This is a genomic window from Pseudomonas sp. Pse35 (assembly GCF_024519715.1).
Classification (GTDB): domain Bacteria; phylum Pseudomonadota; class Gammaproteobacteria; order Pseudomonadales; family Pseudomonadaceae; genus Aquipseudomonas; species Aquipseudomonas paracarnis.
In genome coordinates this window covers 163,551-180,984 of record NZ_JALJRP010000002.1, presented here as the reverse complement: position 1 = coordinate 180,984, position 17,434 = coordinate 163,551, and the positions used below count along the sequence as shown (strand labels likewise).

Annotated in this window: 15 protein-coding genes; 9 read left to right on the top strand and 6 right to left on the bottom strand. The window is 60.7% G+C overall.

Features of this window, described 5'->3' with window-relative positions; genetic code table 11:
* Positions 1 to 100 precede the first annotated feature (100 nt).
* Complete coding sequence (locus OC445_RS01495; protein ID WP_054896085.1) at positions 101 to 1,312, top strand: N-acetylmuramoyl-L-alanine amidase; 1,212 nt, start codon at positions 101 to 103, stop codon at positions 1,310 to 1,312.
* Here OC445_RS01495 and OC445_RS01490 read toward each other — a convergent pair.
* Positions 1,309 to 1,677 carry a glutamine synthetase gene (locus OC445_RS01490; protein WP_198790698.1) on the bottom strand — a complete coding sequence of 123 codons (369 nt, stop codon included), beginning with the start codon at positions 1,675 to 1,677 and terminating at the stop codon, positions 1,309 to 1,311. The two genes, OC445_RS01495 and OC445_RS01490, sit on opposite strands and share 4 nt — an antisense overlap.
* A gap of 125 nt (positions 1,678 to 1,802) precedes the next feature.
* Between OC445_RS01490 and dksA the strand changes: the two genes are divergently transcribed.
* Genes dksA through OC445_RS01470 form a run of 4 tightly spaced genes read left to right on the top strand, consistent with a single transcriptional unit; the run spans position 1,803 to position 5,091 of the window.
* Positions 1,803 to 2,207, top strand: a complete 405-nt coding sequence (gene dksA / locus OC445_RS01485; RefSeq protein ID WP_198790699.1) for an RNA polymerase-binding protein DksA — start codon at positions 1,803 to 1,805, stop codon at positions 2,205 to 2,207.
* A gap of 27 nt (positions 2,208 to 2,234) precedes the next feature.
* Positions 2,235 to 3,440 (top strand): zinc metallochaperone GTPase ZigA, encoded by a 1,206-nt coding sequence (gene zigA / locus OC445_RS01480; RefSeq protein WP_054916960.1) that lies wholly within the window; start codon positions 2,235 to 2,237, stop codon positions 3,438 to 3,440.
* Positions 3,440 to 4,084, top strand: coding sequence for a DUF1826 domain-containing protein (locus OC445_RS01475; RefSeq protein WP_181124439.1), 645 nt, complete (start codon positions 3,440 to 3,442; stop codon positions 4,082 to 4,084). Before zigA ends, OC445_RS01475 begins: the two co-directional genes overlap by 1 nt.
* Before the next feature lie 44 nt (positions 4,085 to 4,128).
* On the top strand, positions 4,129 to 5,091 hold the full coding sequence (locus OC445_RS01470; RefSeq protein ID WP_181124441.1) for a CobW family GTP-binding protein: 963 nt from the start codon (positions 4,129 to 4,131) through the stop codon (positions 5,089 to 5,091).
* Here the strand turns inward: OC445_RS01470 and OC445_RS01465 are convergent.
* A complete protein-coding gene (locus tag OC445_RS01465) occupies positions 5,085 to 5,480 on the bottom strand; it encodes a DUF3301 domain-containing protein (RefSeq protein ID WP_003195752.1) in 396 nt (131 codons plus the stop codon). The genes OC445_RS01470 and OC445_RS01465 overlap by 7 nt on opposite strands.
* Positions 5,481 to 5,597: 117 nt before the next feature.
* Here OC445_RS01465 and pdxY point away from each other — a divergent pair, with 117 nt between their 5' ends.
* Entirely contained in the window at positions 5,598 to 6,470 is an 873-nt protein-coding gene (gene pdxY / locus OC445_RS01460) for a pyridoxal kinase PdxY (RefSeq protein ID WP_003195749.1), read from the top strand.
* Positions 6,471 to 6,603: 133 nt separating this feature from the next.
* Here the strand turns inward: pdxY and OC445_RS01455 are convergent, their stop codons facing one another.
* The gene (locus tag OC445_RS01455; protein WP_003195747.1) at positions 6,604 to 7,089 is read right to left on the bottom strand and encodes an acyl-CoA thioesterase; all 486 of its coding nucleotides are present in this window, start codon (positions 7,087 to 7,089) and stop codon (positions 6,604 to 6,606) included.
* Between the two features lie 281 nt (positions 7,090 to 7,370).
* On the opposite strand from OC445_RS01455, the gene OC445_RS01450 reads away from it, so the two are divergent.
* Positions 7,371 to 9,131: a cation:proton antiporter gene (locus OC445_RS01450; RefSeq protein WP_057975224.1), complete on the top strand. Its 1,761-nt coding sequence runs from the start codon at positions 7,371 to 7,373 to the stop codon at positions 9,129 to 9,131.
* 82 nt (positions 9,132 to 9,213) lie between these two features.
* Here OC445_RS01450 and OC445_RS01445 read toward each other — a convergent pair whose 3' ends face one another.
* The 3 genes from OC445_RS01445 to uvrD form a co-directional block, all read right to left on the bottom strand.
* On the bottom strand, positions 9,214 to 9,621 hold the full coding sequence (locus OC445_RS01445; protein WP_034129154.1) for an SMI1/KNR4 family protein: 408 nt from the start codon (positions 9,619 to 9,621) through the stop codon (positions 9,214 to 9,216).
* Positions 9,622 to 9,756: 135 nt separating this feature from the next.
* Positions 9,757 to 10,623 carry a Tim44 domain-containing protein gene (locus OC445_RS01440; RefSeq protein ID WP_003195740.1) on the bottom strand — a complete coding sequence of 289 codons (867 nt, stop codon included), beginning with the start codon at positions 10,621 to 10,623 and terminating at the stop codon, positions 9,757 to 9,759.
* Positions 10,624 to 10,929: 306 nt separating this feature from the next.
* Positions 10,930 to 13,113, bottom strand: coding sequence for a DNA helicase II (uvrD, locus tag OC445_RS01435; RefSeq protein ID WP_014720554.1), 2,184 nt, complete (start codon positions 13,111 to 13,113; stop codon positions 10,930 to 10,932).
* 277 nt (positions 13,114 to 13,390) lie between these two features.
* Here uvrD and OC445_RS01430 point away from each other — a divergent pair, with 277 nt between their 5' ends.
* Both OC445_RS01430 and hexR read left to right on the top strand, forming a co-directional pair.
* A complete protein-coding gene (locus OC445_RS01430) occupies positions 13,391 to 16,264 on the top strand; it encodes a putative bifunctional diguanylate cyclase/phosphodiesterase (protein WP_198790700.1) in 2,874 nt (957 codons plus the stop codon).
* A 162-nt stretch (positions 16,265 to 16,426) separates the two neighbouring features.
* Positions 16,427 to 17,293, top strand: a complete 867-nt coding sequence (gene hexR / locus OC445_RS01425) for a transcriptional regulator HexR (RefSeq protein WP_003177007.1) — start codon at positions 16,427 to 16,429, stop codon at positions 17,291 to 17,293.
* Positions 17,294 to 17,434: the final 141 nt, after the last annotated feature.

Below are 17,434 nucleotides of genomic sequence, written 5' to 3'. Positions count from 1 at the left end.
ACATGTTATAGTATAACAATACGAGCTACGATGAATTTTCTGCTCCAGCCTTTGTTCAGTCATATCGAGTAGGGACACTCCTTTATCTGCGGTATATGCCATGCACCGACGTCAGCTCCTCAACCTGCTGCTGGTCAGCCCCTTGTTCGCCTTGCCTTTGGGGGCTTACGCCACGCAGATTCGCAATGCACGCCTGTGGCGCTCGGAGGACAAGCTGCGCCTGGTGTTCGACCTCAGCGGCCCGGTGCAATACAAGACCTTTTCCCTGACCTCACCGGACCGCTTGATCATCGACTTGAGTGGCGCCGGGCTCAGCGGCGACTTTTCCCAATTGGCGTTGGAGAATAGTGGGATTACCTCGATCCGTTCCGGGCATTTCGGCAAGAGCGATACGCGCATCGTGCTGGACCTGATCGAGCCCATGCAGCTCAACAGCTTCGTGCTGCCGCCCCAGGATGGCCAAGGCCATCGCCTGGTGTTGGACCTGACCAACGCGACCCGTGTGCCCCGTCAAATCGCCGCTGAGACGGCACCCTTGGTAACTCCGGTAGATAAGGCGCATCCCAAGCGCGACATCATCGTGGTGGTCGACCCCGGCCATGGCGGCAAAGACCCAGGTGCCATTGGCTCCAAGGGCCAGCGCGAAAAAGATGTGGTGCTGTCGATTGCCCAGTTGTTGGCTAAACGCTTGAAGCGCGAAAAGGGTTTTGACGTAAAACTGGTGCGCAACGACGACTTCTTCGTGCCGCTGCGCAAGCGCGTGGACATCGCCCGTCAGCACAAGGCCGATATGTTTATCTCAGTGCATGCCGACGCCGCGCCACGGCTGACCGCGTCGGGCGCCTCGGTGTATGCGTTGTCGGAAGGGGGCGCCACTTCGGCTACGGCACGTTTCATGGCCCAGCGCGAAAATGGCGCCGACTTGCTGGGCGCCACCACCTTGCTCAATCTGAAGGACAAGGACCCGATGCTGGCCGGGGTCATTCTCGACATGTCGATGAATGCGACCATCGCCTCCAGCCTGCAACTGGGTGGCTCGGTATTGGGCAGCCTGCAAAACATCACCAGCCTGCATCAGAAACGTGTGGAGCAGGCGGGGTTCGCCGTGCTCAAGTCACCGGACGTGCCTTCGATCCTGGTGGAGACGGGTTTCATTTCCAACCCTCGGGATGCCCAGCGGCTGGTGACGGCGCGCCATCAACAGGCGGTGGCGGATGGCCTTTTCGAAGGTCTGAAACGTTACTTCCAGAAGAACCCACCCATGAACAGCTACATGGCCTGGGTGCAGGCGCAGAAAAACAGCCAGGTCTAACAGCCGGTCATTCGGCTGCAAGTGAACTTGGCGCTGGCGCCCCCTGAGCTGGAAAACCGGTTGATGGTGGTCCAGCCCACGCGCCGCGTGTAGCCGACCCACGCCTCGCCATCCGATGCCAACCCGGTAAAAAACGTCAGTTGCCCATAACGGCTGTTGGTCTGCGCCCAATAGCGTTTGCCAATCACTTCAAACCCGCGCAGATACGTAGTGCTGCCGACGGTCGCCACGCTATAGGCATTGCCCAACGGGTCCACACACGCCAGCAGGTTGGCGCTGCGTGTGCACTTGGCCAACAGGCTGGGTGCCTGGGCGCAGGCAGGCCCGGCGCCTGCCAATAGCAGCGCGCACAGCAGGTATTTCATCGAGGTTCTCAACATAGGCAGGTGACCCAGCATTGCGCCCTTCGTCGCGGCGAGCAAGAGGGATTGGCTTATTTGTATTGTTATACTATAACATAAATGCACAGCCCGACCCGCGAACCGCTTCCATGACCGAACACGATCTTTTGTCCCTACCAGCGGCCGACTACATGAATGAGGCCCAGCAGCGCTTCTTCCGCGAACTGCTGCTGGCTCAGCGCGATGACCTGCAAGCCCGTATCGACGCGCAGTTCCAGGCGCTGCGCGAGCAGGAAACCAACAGCGATCTGGCGGATATCGGCAGTGCCGAAGAGCAACGCCAATGGCAACTGCGCCTGCTGGAGCGTGAAAAGAAGCTATTGGACAAGATCGACGACGCCCTGGAGCTGCTGGCCCGTGGCGAATACGGCTGGTGTCGTGAAACCGGCGAACCCATCGGCCTGCAACGCCTGCTGCTGCGTCCCACCGCCACCTTATGTATCGAAGCCAAAGAACGTGAAGAGCTGCGCGAACGCCATAGACGGGCAGTTTGACCGGCCAACCTTGATGAGGAATACCTGATGCCCAATCGTCTCCCTGTGACCGTGTTGTCCGGCTTTCTCGGTGCCGGTAAAAGCACTCTGCTCAACTATGTCCTGCGCAACCGCGACAACCTGCGGGTGGCGGTGATCGTCAACGACATGAGCGAAATCAACATCGACGGCAGCGAGGTGCAGCGTGATGTCACGCTCAATCGTTCGGAAGAAAAACTGGTGGAGATGAGCAATGGCTGCATTTGCTGCACCTTGCGTGAAGACTTGCTTGAAGAGGTGGGAAAACTCGCCAAAGAAGGTCGTTTCGATTACCTGCTGATCGAATCCACCGGTATTTCCGAACCTTTGCCCGTGGCCGAAACCTTCACTTTTCGCGATGAAAACGAGCAAAGCCTGGCCGACATTGCACGCCTGGACACCATGGTCACTGTGGTCGACGGTATGAATTTCCTGCTCGACTACCAGGCTGCCGAAAGCCTCGCCTCACGGGGCGAAACCCTCGGTGAGGAGGATGAACGTTCCATCACCGACCTGTTGATCGAACAGATCGAATTCGCCGACGTCATCCTGATCAGCAAGATCGACCTGATCAGCAGCCGTGAGCGCGAAGAACTGATGGCCATCCTCGAGCGCCTCAACGCCCAGGCGGAAATCATCCCGATGGTTATGGGCGAAGTGCCGCTGAACAAAATCCTCAACACTGGCCGTTTCGACTTCGAACGCGCCGCCCAGGCCCCGGGCTGGTTGCAGGAATTGCGCGGTGAGCATGTGCCGGAAACCGAAGAATACGGAATAGCGTCCACGGCTTACCGTGCGCGCCGGCCGTTCCATCCACAGCGGTTTTTCGACTTTATCGACCGCCCCTGGGTCAACGGCAAGCTGTTGCGCTCTAAGGGTTTCTTCTGGTTGGCCAGCAAACATCAGGATGCGGGCAGTTGGTCCCAGGCGGGCGGGTTGATGCGCCATGGGTTTGCCGGGCGTTGGTGGCGCTTTGTGCCGAAAAGCCAGTGGCCTCAAGACGAAGAAAGCGTGGCGGCGATCATGGCTAACTGGCAGTTGAGCACGGGTGACTGCCGTCAGGAATTGGTGTTTATCGGGCAAAACATCGACTTTGCCCAGATGCGTACCGAGTTGGACGCCTGCTTGCTCAACGATGAAGAAATGGCCCTGGGTATCGAAGGTTGGCGCCAGCTGCCTGACCCGTTTGGCCCTTGGTACGAGCAGGTCGCCTGATGCTGGCCCCAGTCATTCCCCTGCGCCCCGTCATCCGCCAGATACATGGGGAAACGCCGCTGGCGCTGTCCGATATCCTCAATGACGGCGTCAACCTGGCCATCTGGCAGCGCCAGCTGCCCCTGCACATCGCCGAGTTTGGCGCTTTGCTGGTGGCGCTCAATGAACCGTTGGCCGAGTCCTTGGTGGTCGAGTTGGCTAGCGAAGACTCCGTGCCGAACTTGCAAGGTTTGGCGTCCAGCTGTCGCGATCTTGAAGGCTACGATGGGTTTATCGCCGATGTGTCGTGGCTGGTCAGTGCATTCGCCTGCCTGCTGGGCGCCAAGCGCATCGGCGTGCGTTTACGGCTGTTGGACAAGGCCATGTGCCCGCGTTTTCACGTCGATCACGTGCCGGTTCGGCTGATCACCACCTACGCCGGTATCGGTAGCCAATGGTTGCGCGAAGGCGTTATGGACCGGCGCACATTGAGCCAGGCGGATGCCGAGCCCACTGAGCGCATCGAGCAGATCCATTGCGGTGAAGTGGCGCTGCTTAAAGGCACCAAATGGCACGGCAATGAAGGACATGGGCTGATCCACCGCTCGCCAGCGCTCAAGGCCGATGAGCGACGGTTGATCCTGACGCTGGATTGGCTGACATAACCGCGTAGGATCAAACGCTCTACACGGCCTGAACGATGCCTCTCATGTTGCAGAACATTCCTACCCACGTGATTGCAGGGCCCTTGGGCGCCGGCAAGACCAGCCTGATCAAGCACCTGCTTGCCCAGCGCCCGGCCAACGAGCGCTGGGCGGTGCTGATCAACGAGTTCGGCCAGATCGGCCTGGACGCAGCCCTACTCACACAAGACGATGACGGCATCGCCTTGGGCGAGGTGGCTGGCGGCTGTTTGTGCTGTGTGAACGGTGCACCGTTCCAGGTAGGGCTGGGCCGCTTGTTGCGTAAGGCTAAGCCGGACCGGTTGTTTATCGAGCCCTCAGGCTTGGGCCATCCGGCGCAATTGCTCAAGCAACTGCGGCACGCACCATGGCAAGACGTGCTCGCTGTGCAGCCGTGCGTGCTGGTACTCGATGCTCAGGCTTTGGCAGCGGGCAAGCCGTTGCCGCAGGCACAGCAGGAGGCGTTGACCAGTGCCGGCCTGCTGGTGCTGAACAAGGACGAGACGCTGACCGCGGCTCAACGTCAGGCGATTGAAGTGCAATTACCCGATTGCCCGCTCTATTGGACACGCCAGGCGCAACTGCCACTCGACCGGTTGCCCGGTTTGAAAGCACGGGCCCAAGTAGCGGTGGATAATTTCGGCGTGCCTGAAGCGGTGGGGCAAATGCCGGCGATCTGGAGCGACCCGGGGTTGCCGATCTGTCTGAGTCAGAGCCAGGAGGGCGGCTGGAGCATTGGCTGGCGCTGGCACCCAAGCCAGCGATTCGATGTCAGCCGTCTGCATCAGTGGCTATCCAGTTTGGGCTGGCGCCGTGCCAAATTGGTTATCCACAGCGTTGAGGGTTGGGTGTCTGCCAACGCTGTGGACAACAGCCCACTGCACTGGCAACCCAGCGCTTGGCGGCGCGATTCACGTGTTGAGTTGATCTTCAGCGCACCACAGGACGTGGCCGCATTGCAAAGCGCCCTGGCAGCCTGCCGTTACTGATGTTTCTTGCTGGCGTGGTCCTGGCGCCACTGGCTCAATTCGATGATCTCGGCGCTGGGCAGCGGCTCCTTGGTTTCGAACGGGTAGGGCGCCAGTTCGATCTGCGCGCTGTGGGCGCCGAATTGGGTGATGACCCCGGCATGCCGGGTTTCGCCGGTCACCGTGAACTCGAAATTATAGATGCGCGCCAGGCGTCGGCGGCCATTGGCATCCTTGACGAAACCGATGCGCTTGAGCGCCACGGCACCGTCAAGCAGCTCGATATCGAGCTTGGCGCAATGCTGCTTGACCCGCGCCAGCGCCCGTTCACGCAGGCCGTGGTTATGCCAAACCCAGGCGGCGCCGGTGGCCAGCAGCATCAAAACGAAGATGTTTCCCAGGGTCAGCATTCCATGAACTCCAACAAAGTGAGCGCAGCTTAACTGTGTCGCCGGTCTGTCGTACAGGCTGCGTTTAGTCGCATACTGCTCGGCCAGAAATTCAACGGTTTTACGGAAATCTCCCGCATGAAACGTACACCTCACCTGCTTGCGATCCAGTCTCATGTGGTCTTCGGCCACGCCGGAAACAGCGCCGCCGTGTTCCCCATGCAGCGGGTCGGGGTGAACGTCTGGCCGCTCAACACGGTGCAGTTCTCCAACCACACACAGTATGGACAGTGGGCGGGCGAAGTGCTGGCGCCGCAGCAAATTCCTGCGCTGGTGGAGGGTATTGCCGCGATTGGCGAGCTGGGCAACTGTGATGCGGTGCTGTCCGGTTACCTGGGCAGTGCCGACCAGGGCCGCGCCATCCTCAGCGGTGTGGCGCGCATCAAGGCGATCAACCCCAAGGCGCTGTACCTGTGCGACCCGGTGATGGGCCACCCGGAAAAGGGTTGCATCGTGCCGCAGGAGGTCAGCGATTTCCTCTTGGATGAAGCCGCCGCCATGGCGGACTTCCTGTGCCCCAACCAACTGGAGCTGGATAGTTTTGCCGGGCGCAAGCCGCAATCGCTGTTCGATTGCCTGGCGATGGCCAAGGCCTTGCTGGCGCGCGGACCCAAAGCGGTGTTGGTCAAGCACCTGGATTACCCAGGCAAACTGCCAGAAGGGTTTGAAATGCTGTTGGTGACGGCCGACGGCAGTTGGCACTTACGCCGGCCCCTGCTGGCGTTTCCGCGTCAGCCAGTGGGCGTGGGCGACCTGACGTCGGGCCTGTTTCTGGCGCGGGTGCTGTTGGGTGATAGCCTGGTGGCTGCCTTTGAATTCACCGCCGCGGCCGTGCATGAAGTGCTGCTGGAAACCCAGGCTTGCGCCAGTTATGAACTGGAACTGGTGCGGGCCCAGGACCGTATTGCCCACCCTCGTGTGCGCTTCGAAGCCACACCGATCAGCCTGTAATGACACAGAACCCAATGTGGGAGCGGGCTTGCCCGCGATGGCGGAGTCTCGGTCAAAGCGATGTCGACTGAACCACTGCTATCGCGGGCAAGCCCGCTCCCACACGTTTTTGAGTTGAGTCGCCGCTTGGAGTTTACGGCGCGTCGGCTTTGATCTCCCGGTAGCGCTTTTCCAGTTCCTGACGAATCTGCCGACGCTGCTGAGCCTGCACAAAGCGGCGCTTGTCTTCGCTGTTCTGCGGCTGCAACGGCGGTACGGCGGCAGGTTTGCGCTGGTCGTCCACGGCCACCATGGTGAAGAAGCAGCTGTTGGTATGGCGCACCGAGCGTTCACGGATATTCTCGGTCACCACCTTGATGCCCACTTCCATCGACGTATTGCCGGTGTAGTTGACTGACGCCAGGAAGGTCACCAGCTCACCGACATGAATCGGCTCGCGAAAGATCACCTGATCTACTGACAGCGTGACCACATAACGACCGGCATAACGGCTGGCGCAGGCATAGGCCACTTCGTCGAGGTACTTGAGCAGCGTGCCGCCATGCACATTGCCAGAGAAGTTGGCCATGTCAGGGGTCATCAGTACCGTCATCGACAGCTGGGCGTTTCCGGGTTCCATAGCACACTCACGGGTTGTAGGCATTGGTTGGGGGAGGCACCTCTGCGGGTACTCAAAGTCTTTGCAGCGCCATCCCTAACGGGACGCCGTCAGGCGGCTCGCCGTCACGCGCGCAGCGATCTGTTTCCATATATTGCACCGGCTTTCCAGCAGAAGTCGCGGTGTTACCCTTCAAAAGCCCTTCTCAGGGCTTTTCTTACGATCAAGGCAGACTTTTCCGACCCTTCAAAGGCGAGGCCGGAAGTGGGAAAAGCGCCGGCACCCTCAAGGAGCCCCTCGCCATGCACGCCATCAGCTTTATCCAGGACTTGGCCGTGATCATGCTGGTGGCAGGGGTGGTCACCATCCTGTTTCACCGCTTCAAGCAGCCGGTGGTGTTGGGCTACATCGTCGCCGGCTTCATTATCGGCCCCCACACTCCGCCGTTTGGCCTGATCCACGATGAAGACACGATCAAGACCCTGGCGGAGCTGGGGGTCATCTTCCTGATGTTCTGCCTGGGCCTGGAATTCAGCCTGCGCAAGCTATTCAAAGTCGGGGCCACGGCGTTTATCGCGGCGTTCCTGGAAATCGTACTGATGATCTGGATCGGCTACGAGATCGGCCGCTGGTTCGACTGGAGCACCATGGACTCGCTGTTCCTCGGCGCGATCCTGGCAATCTCCTCGACCACCATTATCGTCAAGGCTCTCAACGACCTGAAGATGAAAGACCAGCGGTTCGCCCAGCTGATTTTCGGTGTGCTGATTGTGGAGGACATCCTGGGTATCGGCATCATTGCCTTGCTGTCGAGCATCGCCGTGAGTGGCACGGTCAGCTCCGGCGAGGTGTTCTCCACTGTCGGCAAGCTCTCGCTGTTCATGATCGTTGCGCTGGTGATTGGTATTTTGCTGGTGCCGCGCCTGCTGGCTTATGTGGCCAAGTTTGAAAGTAACGAGATGCTGCTGATCACGGTATTGGGGCTGTGCTTTGGTTTCTGCCTGCTGGTGGTGAAGTTGGAATACAGCATGGTGCTCGGGGCCTTTTTGATCGGCGCGATCATGGCTGAATCCCGGCAGTTGATTAAGATCGAACGCCTGATCGAACCCGTTCGCGACATGTTCAGCGCGATTTTCTTCGTGGCGATTGGCTTGATGATCGACCCGCAGATCCTGCTGCAATACGCCTGGCCCATTGCGGTGATCACCGTGGCCGTGGTGTTGGGCAAGATGCTGTCTTGCGGGCTGGGCGCGTTTATCGCCGGCAACGATGGTCGCACCTCGCTGCGGGTGGGTATGGGGCTGTCACAAATTGGCGAGTTTTCTTTCATCATCGCAGCGCTGGGGATGACCCTGCAGGTCACCAGCGACTTTCTGTACCCAGTGGCGGTGGCCGTTTCGGCGATCACCACGCTGCTCACGCCCTACCTGATTCGTGGCGCGGACCCGCTGTCATTGAAGATCGCGGCGGTAATGCCCAAGCGTATGAGCCGAGTGTTCGGCATGTATGGCGAATGGTTGCGCAGCATTCAGCCTCAGGGCGAGGGGGCGATGTTGGCCGCGATGATCCGCAAGATCATCCTGCAGGTCGGGGTAAACCTGGCGTTGGTGATCGCGATCTTCTTTGCCGGCAGCTTTTTCGCGGAGCGCATCGGTGGGTATCTCGAGGGCTGGGTCAGCGATCAGAGTTGGCAGAAGGCGTTGATCTGGGGCGGGGCGCTGCTGGTGTCGTTGCCGTTTCTGATTGCGGCGTATCGCAAGCTCAAGGCGCTGTCGATGCTGCTGGCGGAGATGAGCGTGAAACCAGAAATGGCCGGGAGGCATACCCAACGTGTGCGAAGGGTGATTGCGGAGCTGATCCCCCTCTTGTCGCTGCTGGTGATCTTCCTGCTATTGGCAGCCTTGTCGGCCAGTATTCTGCCGACCAACAAGTTGCTGGTGTTGATTGCCGTGGTCACGGCGGCGGTGGCTGCAGTGCTCTGGCGCTGGTTTATCCGTGTGCATACGCGGATGCAGGTTGCGTTGCTGGAGACGCTGGATAACCACAAGGATACGGAACACTGACTGGCGTTGGCGGGGGCTGCTTTGCCGCCCAGCGGGAGCAAGCTCCCTCGCCACAAAAGCCGGTTGCCAGAGGTCAGGGGACTCAGCTTTCCAGCCAGACGTCCCGTGCCCAGTGCCACACCGATTCCCAGGTTTCTTCAGTAACCAGTTCTTCCTCACCGGACCACAGCACGACGGTGCCGTCTTCTTCGACGCAATAGTAGTCGTCGCCGTCCTGGCAGATAGGGATCAGGCTGCGGTCAACACCGGCATCCCAGGCGTTGGCCGCAACGTCTGGCAGGTAAGTGTGGGACTGTGGGTCGGTGACGGTCACCGGCTCCAGGCTGCCGTAGACCACGTCACTGACGGTCAGCAGGAATTCACGGAAGACAAAGGGGATGTCGATGAACAGTTGTTCCTCGATTTCCACCAGCAGGTCTTCGTCAGGCAGCTCCAAAGGCACCGGGACCGGTTCGTTGGCTTCACGCAGTTGTTCGATGATTTCTTCCACGGCCGGGATCCTCTTGCTAGATGGCGCGGTTTATAGGGGCGTTTTATACAGTAGCTCGCTATAAGTGCAACCGTGAAATAGAAAACCCCGGACATGTCCGGGGTTTTTGTTACCGCTTGCTCAAACGCGCAGGTATTAGCCGTTCTGGCGGATACCGGCGACCAGCCATGGCTGGTCGTCGCCCTGGGCGCGTTCCATATTCCAGCTTTCGCTGAACACTTCGCCCTGGTCGAAGCGCGAGGACTTCGACACGCCGCTGAAGGTCAGGGTGGCGATAGTCTTGTCGGCACGATCATCCACGCCATCGAGCTGTACGCGCAGGTCGTCGATGTAGGTCGACTGGAAGGCGTCACCGATCTCGGCACGTTCGCGCTTGAGGAACTCCAGCAACTGCGGGGTCACGAACTCGGAGATCTTGTCCATTTCGTTGGCGTCCCAGTGCTGTTGCAGGGACTGGAAGTGGCTGCGGGCCGCTTCGACGAAACGCTCTTCGTTGAACCAAGCCGGTGCGTTGATCACCGGACGGGCGGCAGGGGCTGCCGAACCACCGAAGATCGAACCCATGGCAGGCTTCTGTTCGAACGCTTCACGCTGCATCGGCGCGCCGGCTGGAGCCAGGTGCTCCTGCTGCTTGCGGCGACGGGCGGCGATAAAGCGGAAGACCAAAAAGGCGATGACGCCCATGATCAGGATGTCGAAGATCTGCATGCCCTGGAAGCCGTCGCCCATGAACATGGACGCAAGCAGGCCACCGGCGGCGATGCCGGCCAGTGGGCCCAGCCAACGCGAAGCACCGCCGGCCTTGGCAGCAGCGCCAGCGGCACCGGCTGCGCCTGCAGTAGCCGCAGCACCGCCGGCACCGGCGGATGGAGCCATTTGGCTGGTCTGGTGAGTCGGTGCCGCGCCCGAGCTTTTGCCGCCACCGAAGCGTTTGGCGTTGGCGTCGAGGCTCATCGTCAGGCCGATGCACAACGCCATGGCGATGCTAAGAAAACGTTTCATATAGGGAATTCCCATTTGTGGATTGCACGCGCGCCATGTTGCACAGGTGTCGTGGCAGTGGCTAGCGGCATAATGTTTCGGGCTTTTGCGTAAGACCAAATCCGAAGGGTCTGTAGGACCAATTACAGATATTGGCCCGCACGCCTCTAAAACAAGGCTGGGCCAATAATCTTCATGTTACGCAGTGTTTCATGATGGTGGGCTTATTGTGGCCAGAGATTGCTCCCGCTGGGCTGCGCAGCAGCCCCAAAAAACGGGCGCGCTGCGCACGCCAGCGGAAGCAATCTATGGCCACAGGTGATCAGCTCAGACCGCTTCGAGCTTGGCGTAACCCATCATCAGCCACTTGCTGCCCTCGGCGAAGTTCACCTGCACCCGCGCCTGGGCGCCTGCGCCTTCGAAGTTGAGGATCACGCCTTCGCCGAAGATCGCATGCTTGACCTGCTGGCCCAGGCTGAACGGGGTTTCCGGTATTTCGGAACCGGCAAACATGCTGCTGGAGTTCTGTTGCTGGCCACCGCCGAACGGGCGGCTGACGCTGTTGGACAAGCGTACTTCCTGGATCAGCCCCTTCGGCACCTCACGTACGAAGCGCGACACCTTGTTGTAGGTTTCGCTGCCATACAGGCGTCGGGTCTCGGCGTAGGTCATCACCAGGTTCTGCATCGCCCGGGTGATGCCCACGTAGGCCAGGCGGCGTTCTTCTTCAAGGCGGCCGGGCTCTTCCAGGCTCATCTTGTGAGGGAACAGGCCTTCTTCCATGCCCACCAGGAACACATAAGGGAATTCCAGGCCTTTGGCGCTGTGCAAGGTCATCAGCTGGATGCTGTCTTCATGCTCGTCGGCCTGGGTATCGCCGGCTTCCAGCGAGGCGTGGCCCAGGAAAGCGGCGAGCGGCGTCAGCTCTTCGTCGTCCTCGGTGTTTTCGAACGCGCGGGCGGCGCTGACCAGTTCCTCAAGGTTTTCTACCCGGGCCTGGCCTTTCTCGCCTTTTTCCGCTTCGTGATAGGCGATCAGCCCGGACTGCTCGATCACGGTCTGAGTCATCAGGTGCAGCGGCATCTCTGCGCACTTGGCGGCCAGGTTCTCGATCAGCTCGACAAACACCCCCAACGCCCCCGCAGCACGGCCAGTCAGGCCTTTGTTGGCGATCAGCAAGCGCATGGCTTCCCACATCGACACATCGGCATGGCGCGCATGGTCGCGGATCGCTTCGACGGTTTTCTCGCCAATGCCACGCGCCGGGATGTTGATCACCCGCTCCAGCGCTGCATCGTTACCACGGCCTTCCAGCAAACGCAGGTAGGCCATGGCGTTCTTGATTTCGGCGCGCTCGAAGAAGCGCTGGCCGCCATAGATGCGGTACGGGATGCGCTCGCGCAGCAAGGCCTCTTCCAGCACGCGTGATTGGGCGTTGGAACGGTACAGAATCGCGATATCGCTGCGGGCCAGGCCGGTTTTCAGTGCGCTTTCAATGGTTTCGACCACGTAGCGCGCTTCATCGTGCTCATTGAACGCCGCGTATAGGTTGATCGCTTCGCCTTCGCCGCCGTCGGTCCACAGCTCTTTGCCCAGGCGCCCGGTGTTGTTGGCGATCAAGGCGTTGGCCGCCTTGAGGATCCCGGCGGTGGAGCGGTAATTCTGCTCCAGGCGGATGGTCACCGCGTCCGGGAAGTCTTCGGAATACTGGTAGATGTTCTCGATTTTCGCGCCACGCCAGCCGTAGATCGACTGGTCGTCATCGCCCACCACCATCAGGCTGTCACCGCCCTTGGCCAGCAGACGCAACCATGCGTACTGCACGGCGTTGGTGTCCTGGAACTCGTCCACCAGGATATGGCGGAAGCGTTTCTGGTAATGGGCCAGCAAACCGGGGTTGTCGCGCCACAGGTCGAGGGCACGCAGCAGCAGTTCGGAGAAGTCGATGACGCCAGCGCGCACGCAGGCCGCTTCATAGGCCTCATAAATGCTGCGCATGGTGGCCAGGAACAGGTCGCCGCTGGCTTGGATATGTTGCGGGCGCAGGCCCTCGTCTTTCTGGCCGTTGATGAACCACTGCGCCTGGCGCGCCGGCCAGCGTTGTTCGTCCAGGCCCAGTTCGCGGATCACGCGCTTGACCAGGCGTTGCTGGTCGTCGCTGTCGAGAATCTGGAAGGTCTGGCTCAGTCCGGCTTCCTGCCAATGCGCCCGCAACAGGCGGTGCGCCAGGCCGTGGAAGGTGCCCACCCACATGCCGGCCGGGCTGATGCCCATCAACTGCTCGATGCGATGACGCATCTCGGCAGCAGCCTTGTTGGTGAAGGTCACCGACAGGATGGAATGCGGGGACGCGTTTTCGACCTGGATCAACCAGGCAATACGGTGCACCAGCACTCGGGTTTTACCGGAGCCAGCACCGGCCAGGACCAACTGACGGCCAACGGGGGCCGCTACGGCCTGGCGTTGGGCATCGTTGAGGGAGTTCAGCAAAAGAGAGAGATCATCGCGCATCGACGCATTCTATGGGCCTTGGGGGGCCTGGGCAAATCCCAATGCCGGATGGTCGATGCAAAACGCCTGCAAGCTACCGACGGGCGAACATTCTGACGGGGGTGATGACCGGTTGGTCATCGCCCGCAGCCCATGCCGTGTCTTGCTCAAGCGGTCTGGGCCAAAGGTTTGCGGCCAATCGCAGCAGGTTTTTTATGACTTGTAGCAGTTTGGCCCAGGCGCTTGCTTGTGTATGCTCCGTCGACGTTTCGGGCTCACCATTATAAGAACACCGCCTATGACCCTTAGCACCGACCTGTTTGGCCCCTCGCCGGCCCCAGCGCAGGTCATCCGTAAACACTATGCAACCGAAATCGCGGTTGAGCGCACGCGCCTGCTGTATCAAGGTTCGTTGCTGCCGACGCTGCTGATGCTGGTCAACGGCCTGGTCTGCGCCTGGTTGCTGTGGAACCCCAATCAGTACCTGCTGGACAGCGTCTGGCTGCTCTGGTTGCTCGCCCTGGTGGCGATGCGCGTGATTCAAGTGGCGGCCTTTGATTCGGCCATGCCCAGCCGGCAGGCCCAGCCCGTGTGGCGCCGTATGTTCATGCTCGGCTCGGCGGTCAGTGGCCTGACCCTCTCGGTTGCGGCTATTGCCCTGGTGCCCACGGACAGCTTCATGCATCAGGCTTGGGTGTTTGGCCTGATTGGCGCCGCCACCTTGTCGGCCAGCGTGGCCTATGCCGTGAGCTTTTGGGCCTACCTGTCGTTTGCCTTGCCGTGCCTGGTGCCGGCCATCGTCTACCTGTTCTGGAATGGCACACCGCAGCAACAAGGCTGGGGCGTGCTCGGGCTGATCCTGCTGGCGTCCCTGAGCCTGGTCGCGTGGCAGGTCAACCGCCTGATCCAGCGCGGGTTGTTGCGCCGTTTCCAGAACCAGGCCCTGATCGAGCATTTACAGCAGGCGCAGCAACGCAGTGAGCAGTTGAACCAGGACCTGGTGCGCGAAGTCGAGCAGCGCCGCGAGGTGGAGCAGAACTTGCGTGAAGCCCAGGTCGGTCTGCAAGATCGTGTGGCGCAACGCAGCCAGCAATTGGATGCTGCCAGCCTCGCCTTGAGTAAAAGCGAAGCGCGCCTGGCTATGGCCCTGCAAGCCAGTGAACTGGGCCTGTGGGACTGGAACCTGCAAACCGACGAGGTCCACCACACGCAACTCAAGGAGTTGTTTGGCCTGGAGCCCGAATACGTCACGGCGATGCTCAGCCACCTCAAACCGCGCCTGCACCCCGACGATCTGCCACTGCTCAAGCACGCACTGGTAGAGCATCTCAAAGGCCGCAGCGAGGACTATCAGGTGGAGTACCGGATACGTCATGGCGATGGGCATTGGGTGTGGATCGAAGACCGCGGGCGCGCCGTGGAGCGCACACCCAGTGGCCACGTCGTCCGTATGCTGGGCACGCGCCGCGACATCAGCGCCGGCAAGGCGGTGGAGGAGCAGCAACGCCTGGCTTCGACGGTGTTCGAGGCGGCCAGCGAAGGCATTGTGATCCTCGACCCGAACTACGCGCTGATCGCCGTGAACCAGGCGTTCAGCCGCGTCACCGGTTTCGACATCGACGACATGCTTGGCCGCAACGTCGTGGAACTGCCCAGCAGTCGCGATGCGCGGCGCCACTTCCCGCTGATCCGCCAGGCATTGCTCAGCCACGGCACCTGGCAGGGCGAATTGGTGGAGACGCGCAAGAACGGCGAACTGTACCCGCAATGGCTACAGCTGAATGTGGTGCGTGATGTACGGGGGAACGTCAGTCATATCGTAGGATTCTTCGCCGATCTGTCCGCCCGGCGCGAGTCGGAAGAGCGCATGCGCTACCTCACCCACTACGACGAGTTGACCGGCCTGGCCAACCGCTCGCTGTTTCGCGAACGGCTGCGCGAAGCTCACCAGCGGGTGCGCCAAGGCGGTCGCAGCCTCGCGCTGCTGCATATCAACCTCGACCGCTTCAAATTGCTCAATGACAGCCTGGGCCATGAAGTGGCCGACCAACTGCTGCAGAAAATGGCGCGGCGCTTGATCAACGCGCTGCCGGAGGCCGACACCATTGCGCGCCTGTCCGGTGATGAGTTCGCCGTACTGTTTGACGCCTATGGCAACTTATCCAGCCTGGCGCGGGTGGCGACCCGGTTGCTGGCGAAGCTGCGCGTGCCGGTGAACGTGGAGGGCCATGAGCTGGTGGTAAGCGCCTCTATGGGCGTCAGCCTGCTGCCTGATAACGCACGGGAGATTTCTGCACTGGTCAGCCAGGCGAATATGGCGATGCAGCACGCCAAGCATTTGGGCGGGAATAATTTCCAGTTCTTCACCGACAGCCTGCAAGCCAGCACCCTGGAGCGTTTGCAGCTGGAAAACCACCTGCGCAAAGCCATCGACGAGCGTCAGCTCACGGTGTTTTACCAACCCAAGCTGTGCCTGGTCACTGGCAAGCTGAAGGCTGCCGAGGCGTTGGTCCGCTGGGAGCATCCGCAATGGGGCATGGTGCCGCCGAGTGACTTTATCGGTTTGGCGGAAGAAACCGGCTTGATCGTGCCGTTGGGCGAATTTGTGCTGCGCCAGGCCTGCTGGCAGGCCTGCGAATGGCAGCGTCAGGGGCTGGCGCCGATTCGCGTGTCGGTCAACCTGTCGGTGCATCAGCTGCGCCAGGGCAAGCTGGTCAGCCTGGTGCGCCAAGTGCTGGAGGAAACCGCACTGGACCCGCAGTACCTGGAGCTGGAACTGACCGAAAGCCAGTTGCTCGACAGCGTTGAACACATCATCGCCACCTTCCAGCAATTGCGCGACCTGGGGGTGAAGCTGGCCATCGACGACTTTGGCACCGGTTATTCGTCCCTCAGCTACCTCAAGCGTATCCCGGTGGACTACGTAAAAATCGACCAGGCCTTTATCCGGGGGCTTGGCCAGGGGCGCGAGGATGCGGCCATCACCCGTGCGATCATCGCCATGGCCCACGGGTTGGCGCTCAAGGTAGTGGCCGAAGGAGTGGAGGATCAGCAGCAGCTGGATTTCCTGCGCGGTGAGCAGTGTGACGAGGTACAGGGTTACCTGATCAGCCCGCCCATGAGGGCCGAAGGGCTGGCGGATTTGTTACGCAAAAACGCAGATTTTTCTTAACGCAGCGTAGGCCGCCTTTATGGCTACATAGCGGCTGCCCGCTGAATCAGAGGGGAGCAGGGCGATTTAGTGATGCATCTAACGGGCAAAACGACAATTCTTGTAGTATAACTACAAGCTTGCTACATCCCTGGCGCCTGCCAATAACAAGAGTCCTGCCCTTTGAACCTGTTGCAACATATCGCCCAGTCGCGCCACCTGTTACGCAAATCGGAACTCAAGGTTGCCGATCATGTGCTGCTTGACCCTGCGGCTGTGATGCACAGTTCCATGGCCGACCTGGCCCACAGCGTGGGCATCAGCGAGCCGACCATCGTGCGCTTCTGCCGCGCCATTGGTTGCTCCGGCTTTCAGGACCTCAAGCTCAAGCTGGCGCAAAGCCTGGCTGCCGGGGCGAGCTTCGGCCAGTTTGCAATCCATGAAGACGACTCCGTTGCCGACTACAGCCTGAAAATCTTCGACACCACCTTGCACACCTTGATGGAAGTGCGTGAGAAGCTCGACCCGGTGGAGCTGCAAAAGGCCGTGACCGCAATGTCCCAGGCCCAGCGCGTCGAGTTCTACGGCTTCGGTGCGTCCGGCGCGGTGGCGGCCGATGCCCAGCACAAGTTCTTCCGCCTGCTGCTGACCGCCGCGGCCTACAGCGACCCGCACATGCAGGCGATGTCGGCGGTGACCTTGAAGCCCACTGACGTGGCCATCTGCATTTCCCAATCAGGTCGTTCCAAAGACCTGCTGATCACCGCCAACCTGGTGCGTGAGAGCGGCGCGTCGTTGATTACCCTGTGCCCGAGCCAGACGCCATTGGCGGAGTTGTCCACGGTGAACCTGGCGATCGACGTGCATGAAGACACCGAAATCTATACGCCGCTGACCTCGCGCATTGCCCACCTGGTGGTCATCGACGTGTTGGCGATGGGCGTGGCCATGGCCCGTGGCCCGAGCCTGGTCAACCACCTCAAGAGCGTGAAGCGCAGCTTGCGTAGCCTTCGCCTCTCGCCAAAATCCGTCAAAGCCCTCGACGACTAAGCCCAGGCCATACTCGGTCAAAGTGTGGGAGCTGGCTTGCTGTGGCGAGGGAGCTTGCTCCCGCTGACTGCGCAGCAGTCTCCGGCTTTTTGGGGGCGCTTCGCACCCCAGCGCAAGCAAGCTTGCTCGCCACAGCGAACC

Bases quoted from the DNA above. Each gene is read 5' to 3' on its own strand.
- uvrD (WP_014720554.1), bottom strand. From the start codon at position 13,113: ATGCGCGATGATCTCTCTCTTTTGCTGAACTCCCTCAACGATGCCCAA.
- OC445_RS01450 (WP_057975224.1), top strand. From the start codon at position 7,371: ATGCACGCCATCAGCTTTATCCAGGACTTGGCCGTGATCATGCTGGTG.
- dksA (WP_198790699.1), top strand. From the start codon at position 1,803: ATGACCGAACACGATCTTTTGTCCCTACCAGCGGCCGACTACATGAAT.
- OC445_RS01440 (WP_003195740.1), bottom strand. From the start codon at position 10,623: ATGAAACGTTTTCTTAGCATCGCCATGGCGTTGTGCATCGGCCTGACG.
- OC445_RS01475 (WP_181124439.1), top strand. From the start codon at position 3,440: ATGCTGGCCCCAGTCATTCCCCTGCGCCCCGTCATCCGCCAGATACAT.
- OC445_RS01495 (WP_054896085.1), top strand. From the start codon at position 101: ATGCACCGACGTCAGCTCCTCAACCTGCTGCTGGTCAGCCCCTTGTTC.
- zigA (WP_054916960.1), top strand. From the start codon at position 2,235: ATGCCCAATCGTCTCCCTGTGACCGTGTTGTCCGGCTTTCTCGGTGCC.
- pdxY (WP_003195749.1), top strand. From the start codon at position 5,598: ATGAAACGTACACCTCACCTGCTTGCGATCCAGTCTCATGTGGTCTTC.
- OC445_RS01455 (WP_003195747.1), bottom strand. From the start codon at position 7,089: ATGGAACCCGGAAACGCCCAGCTGTCGATGACGGTACTGATGACCCCT.
- OC445_RS01430 (WP_198790700.1), top strand. From the start codon at position 13,391: ATGACCCTTAGCACCGACCTGTTTGGCCCCTCGCCGGCCCCAGCGCAG.
- OC445_RS01490 (WP_198790698.1), bottom strand. From the start codon at position 1,677: ATGAAATACCTGCTGTGCGCGCTGCTATTGGCAGGCGCCGGGCCTGCC.
- OC445_RS01470 (WP_181124441.1), top strand. From the start codon at position 4,129: ATGTTGCAGAACATTCCTACCCACGTGATTGCAGGGCCCTTGGGCGCC.
- OC445_RS01465 (WP_003195752.1), bottom strand. From the start codon at position 5,480: ATGCTGACCCTGGGAAACATCTTCGTTTTGATGCTGCTGGCCACCGGC.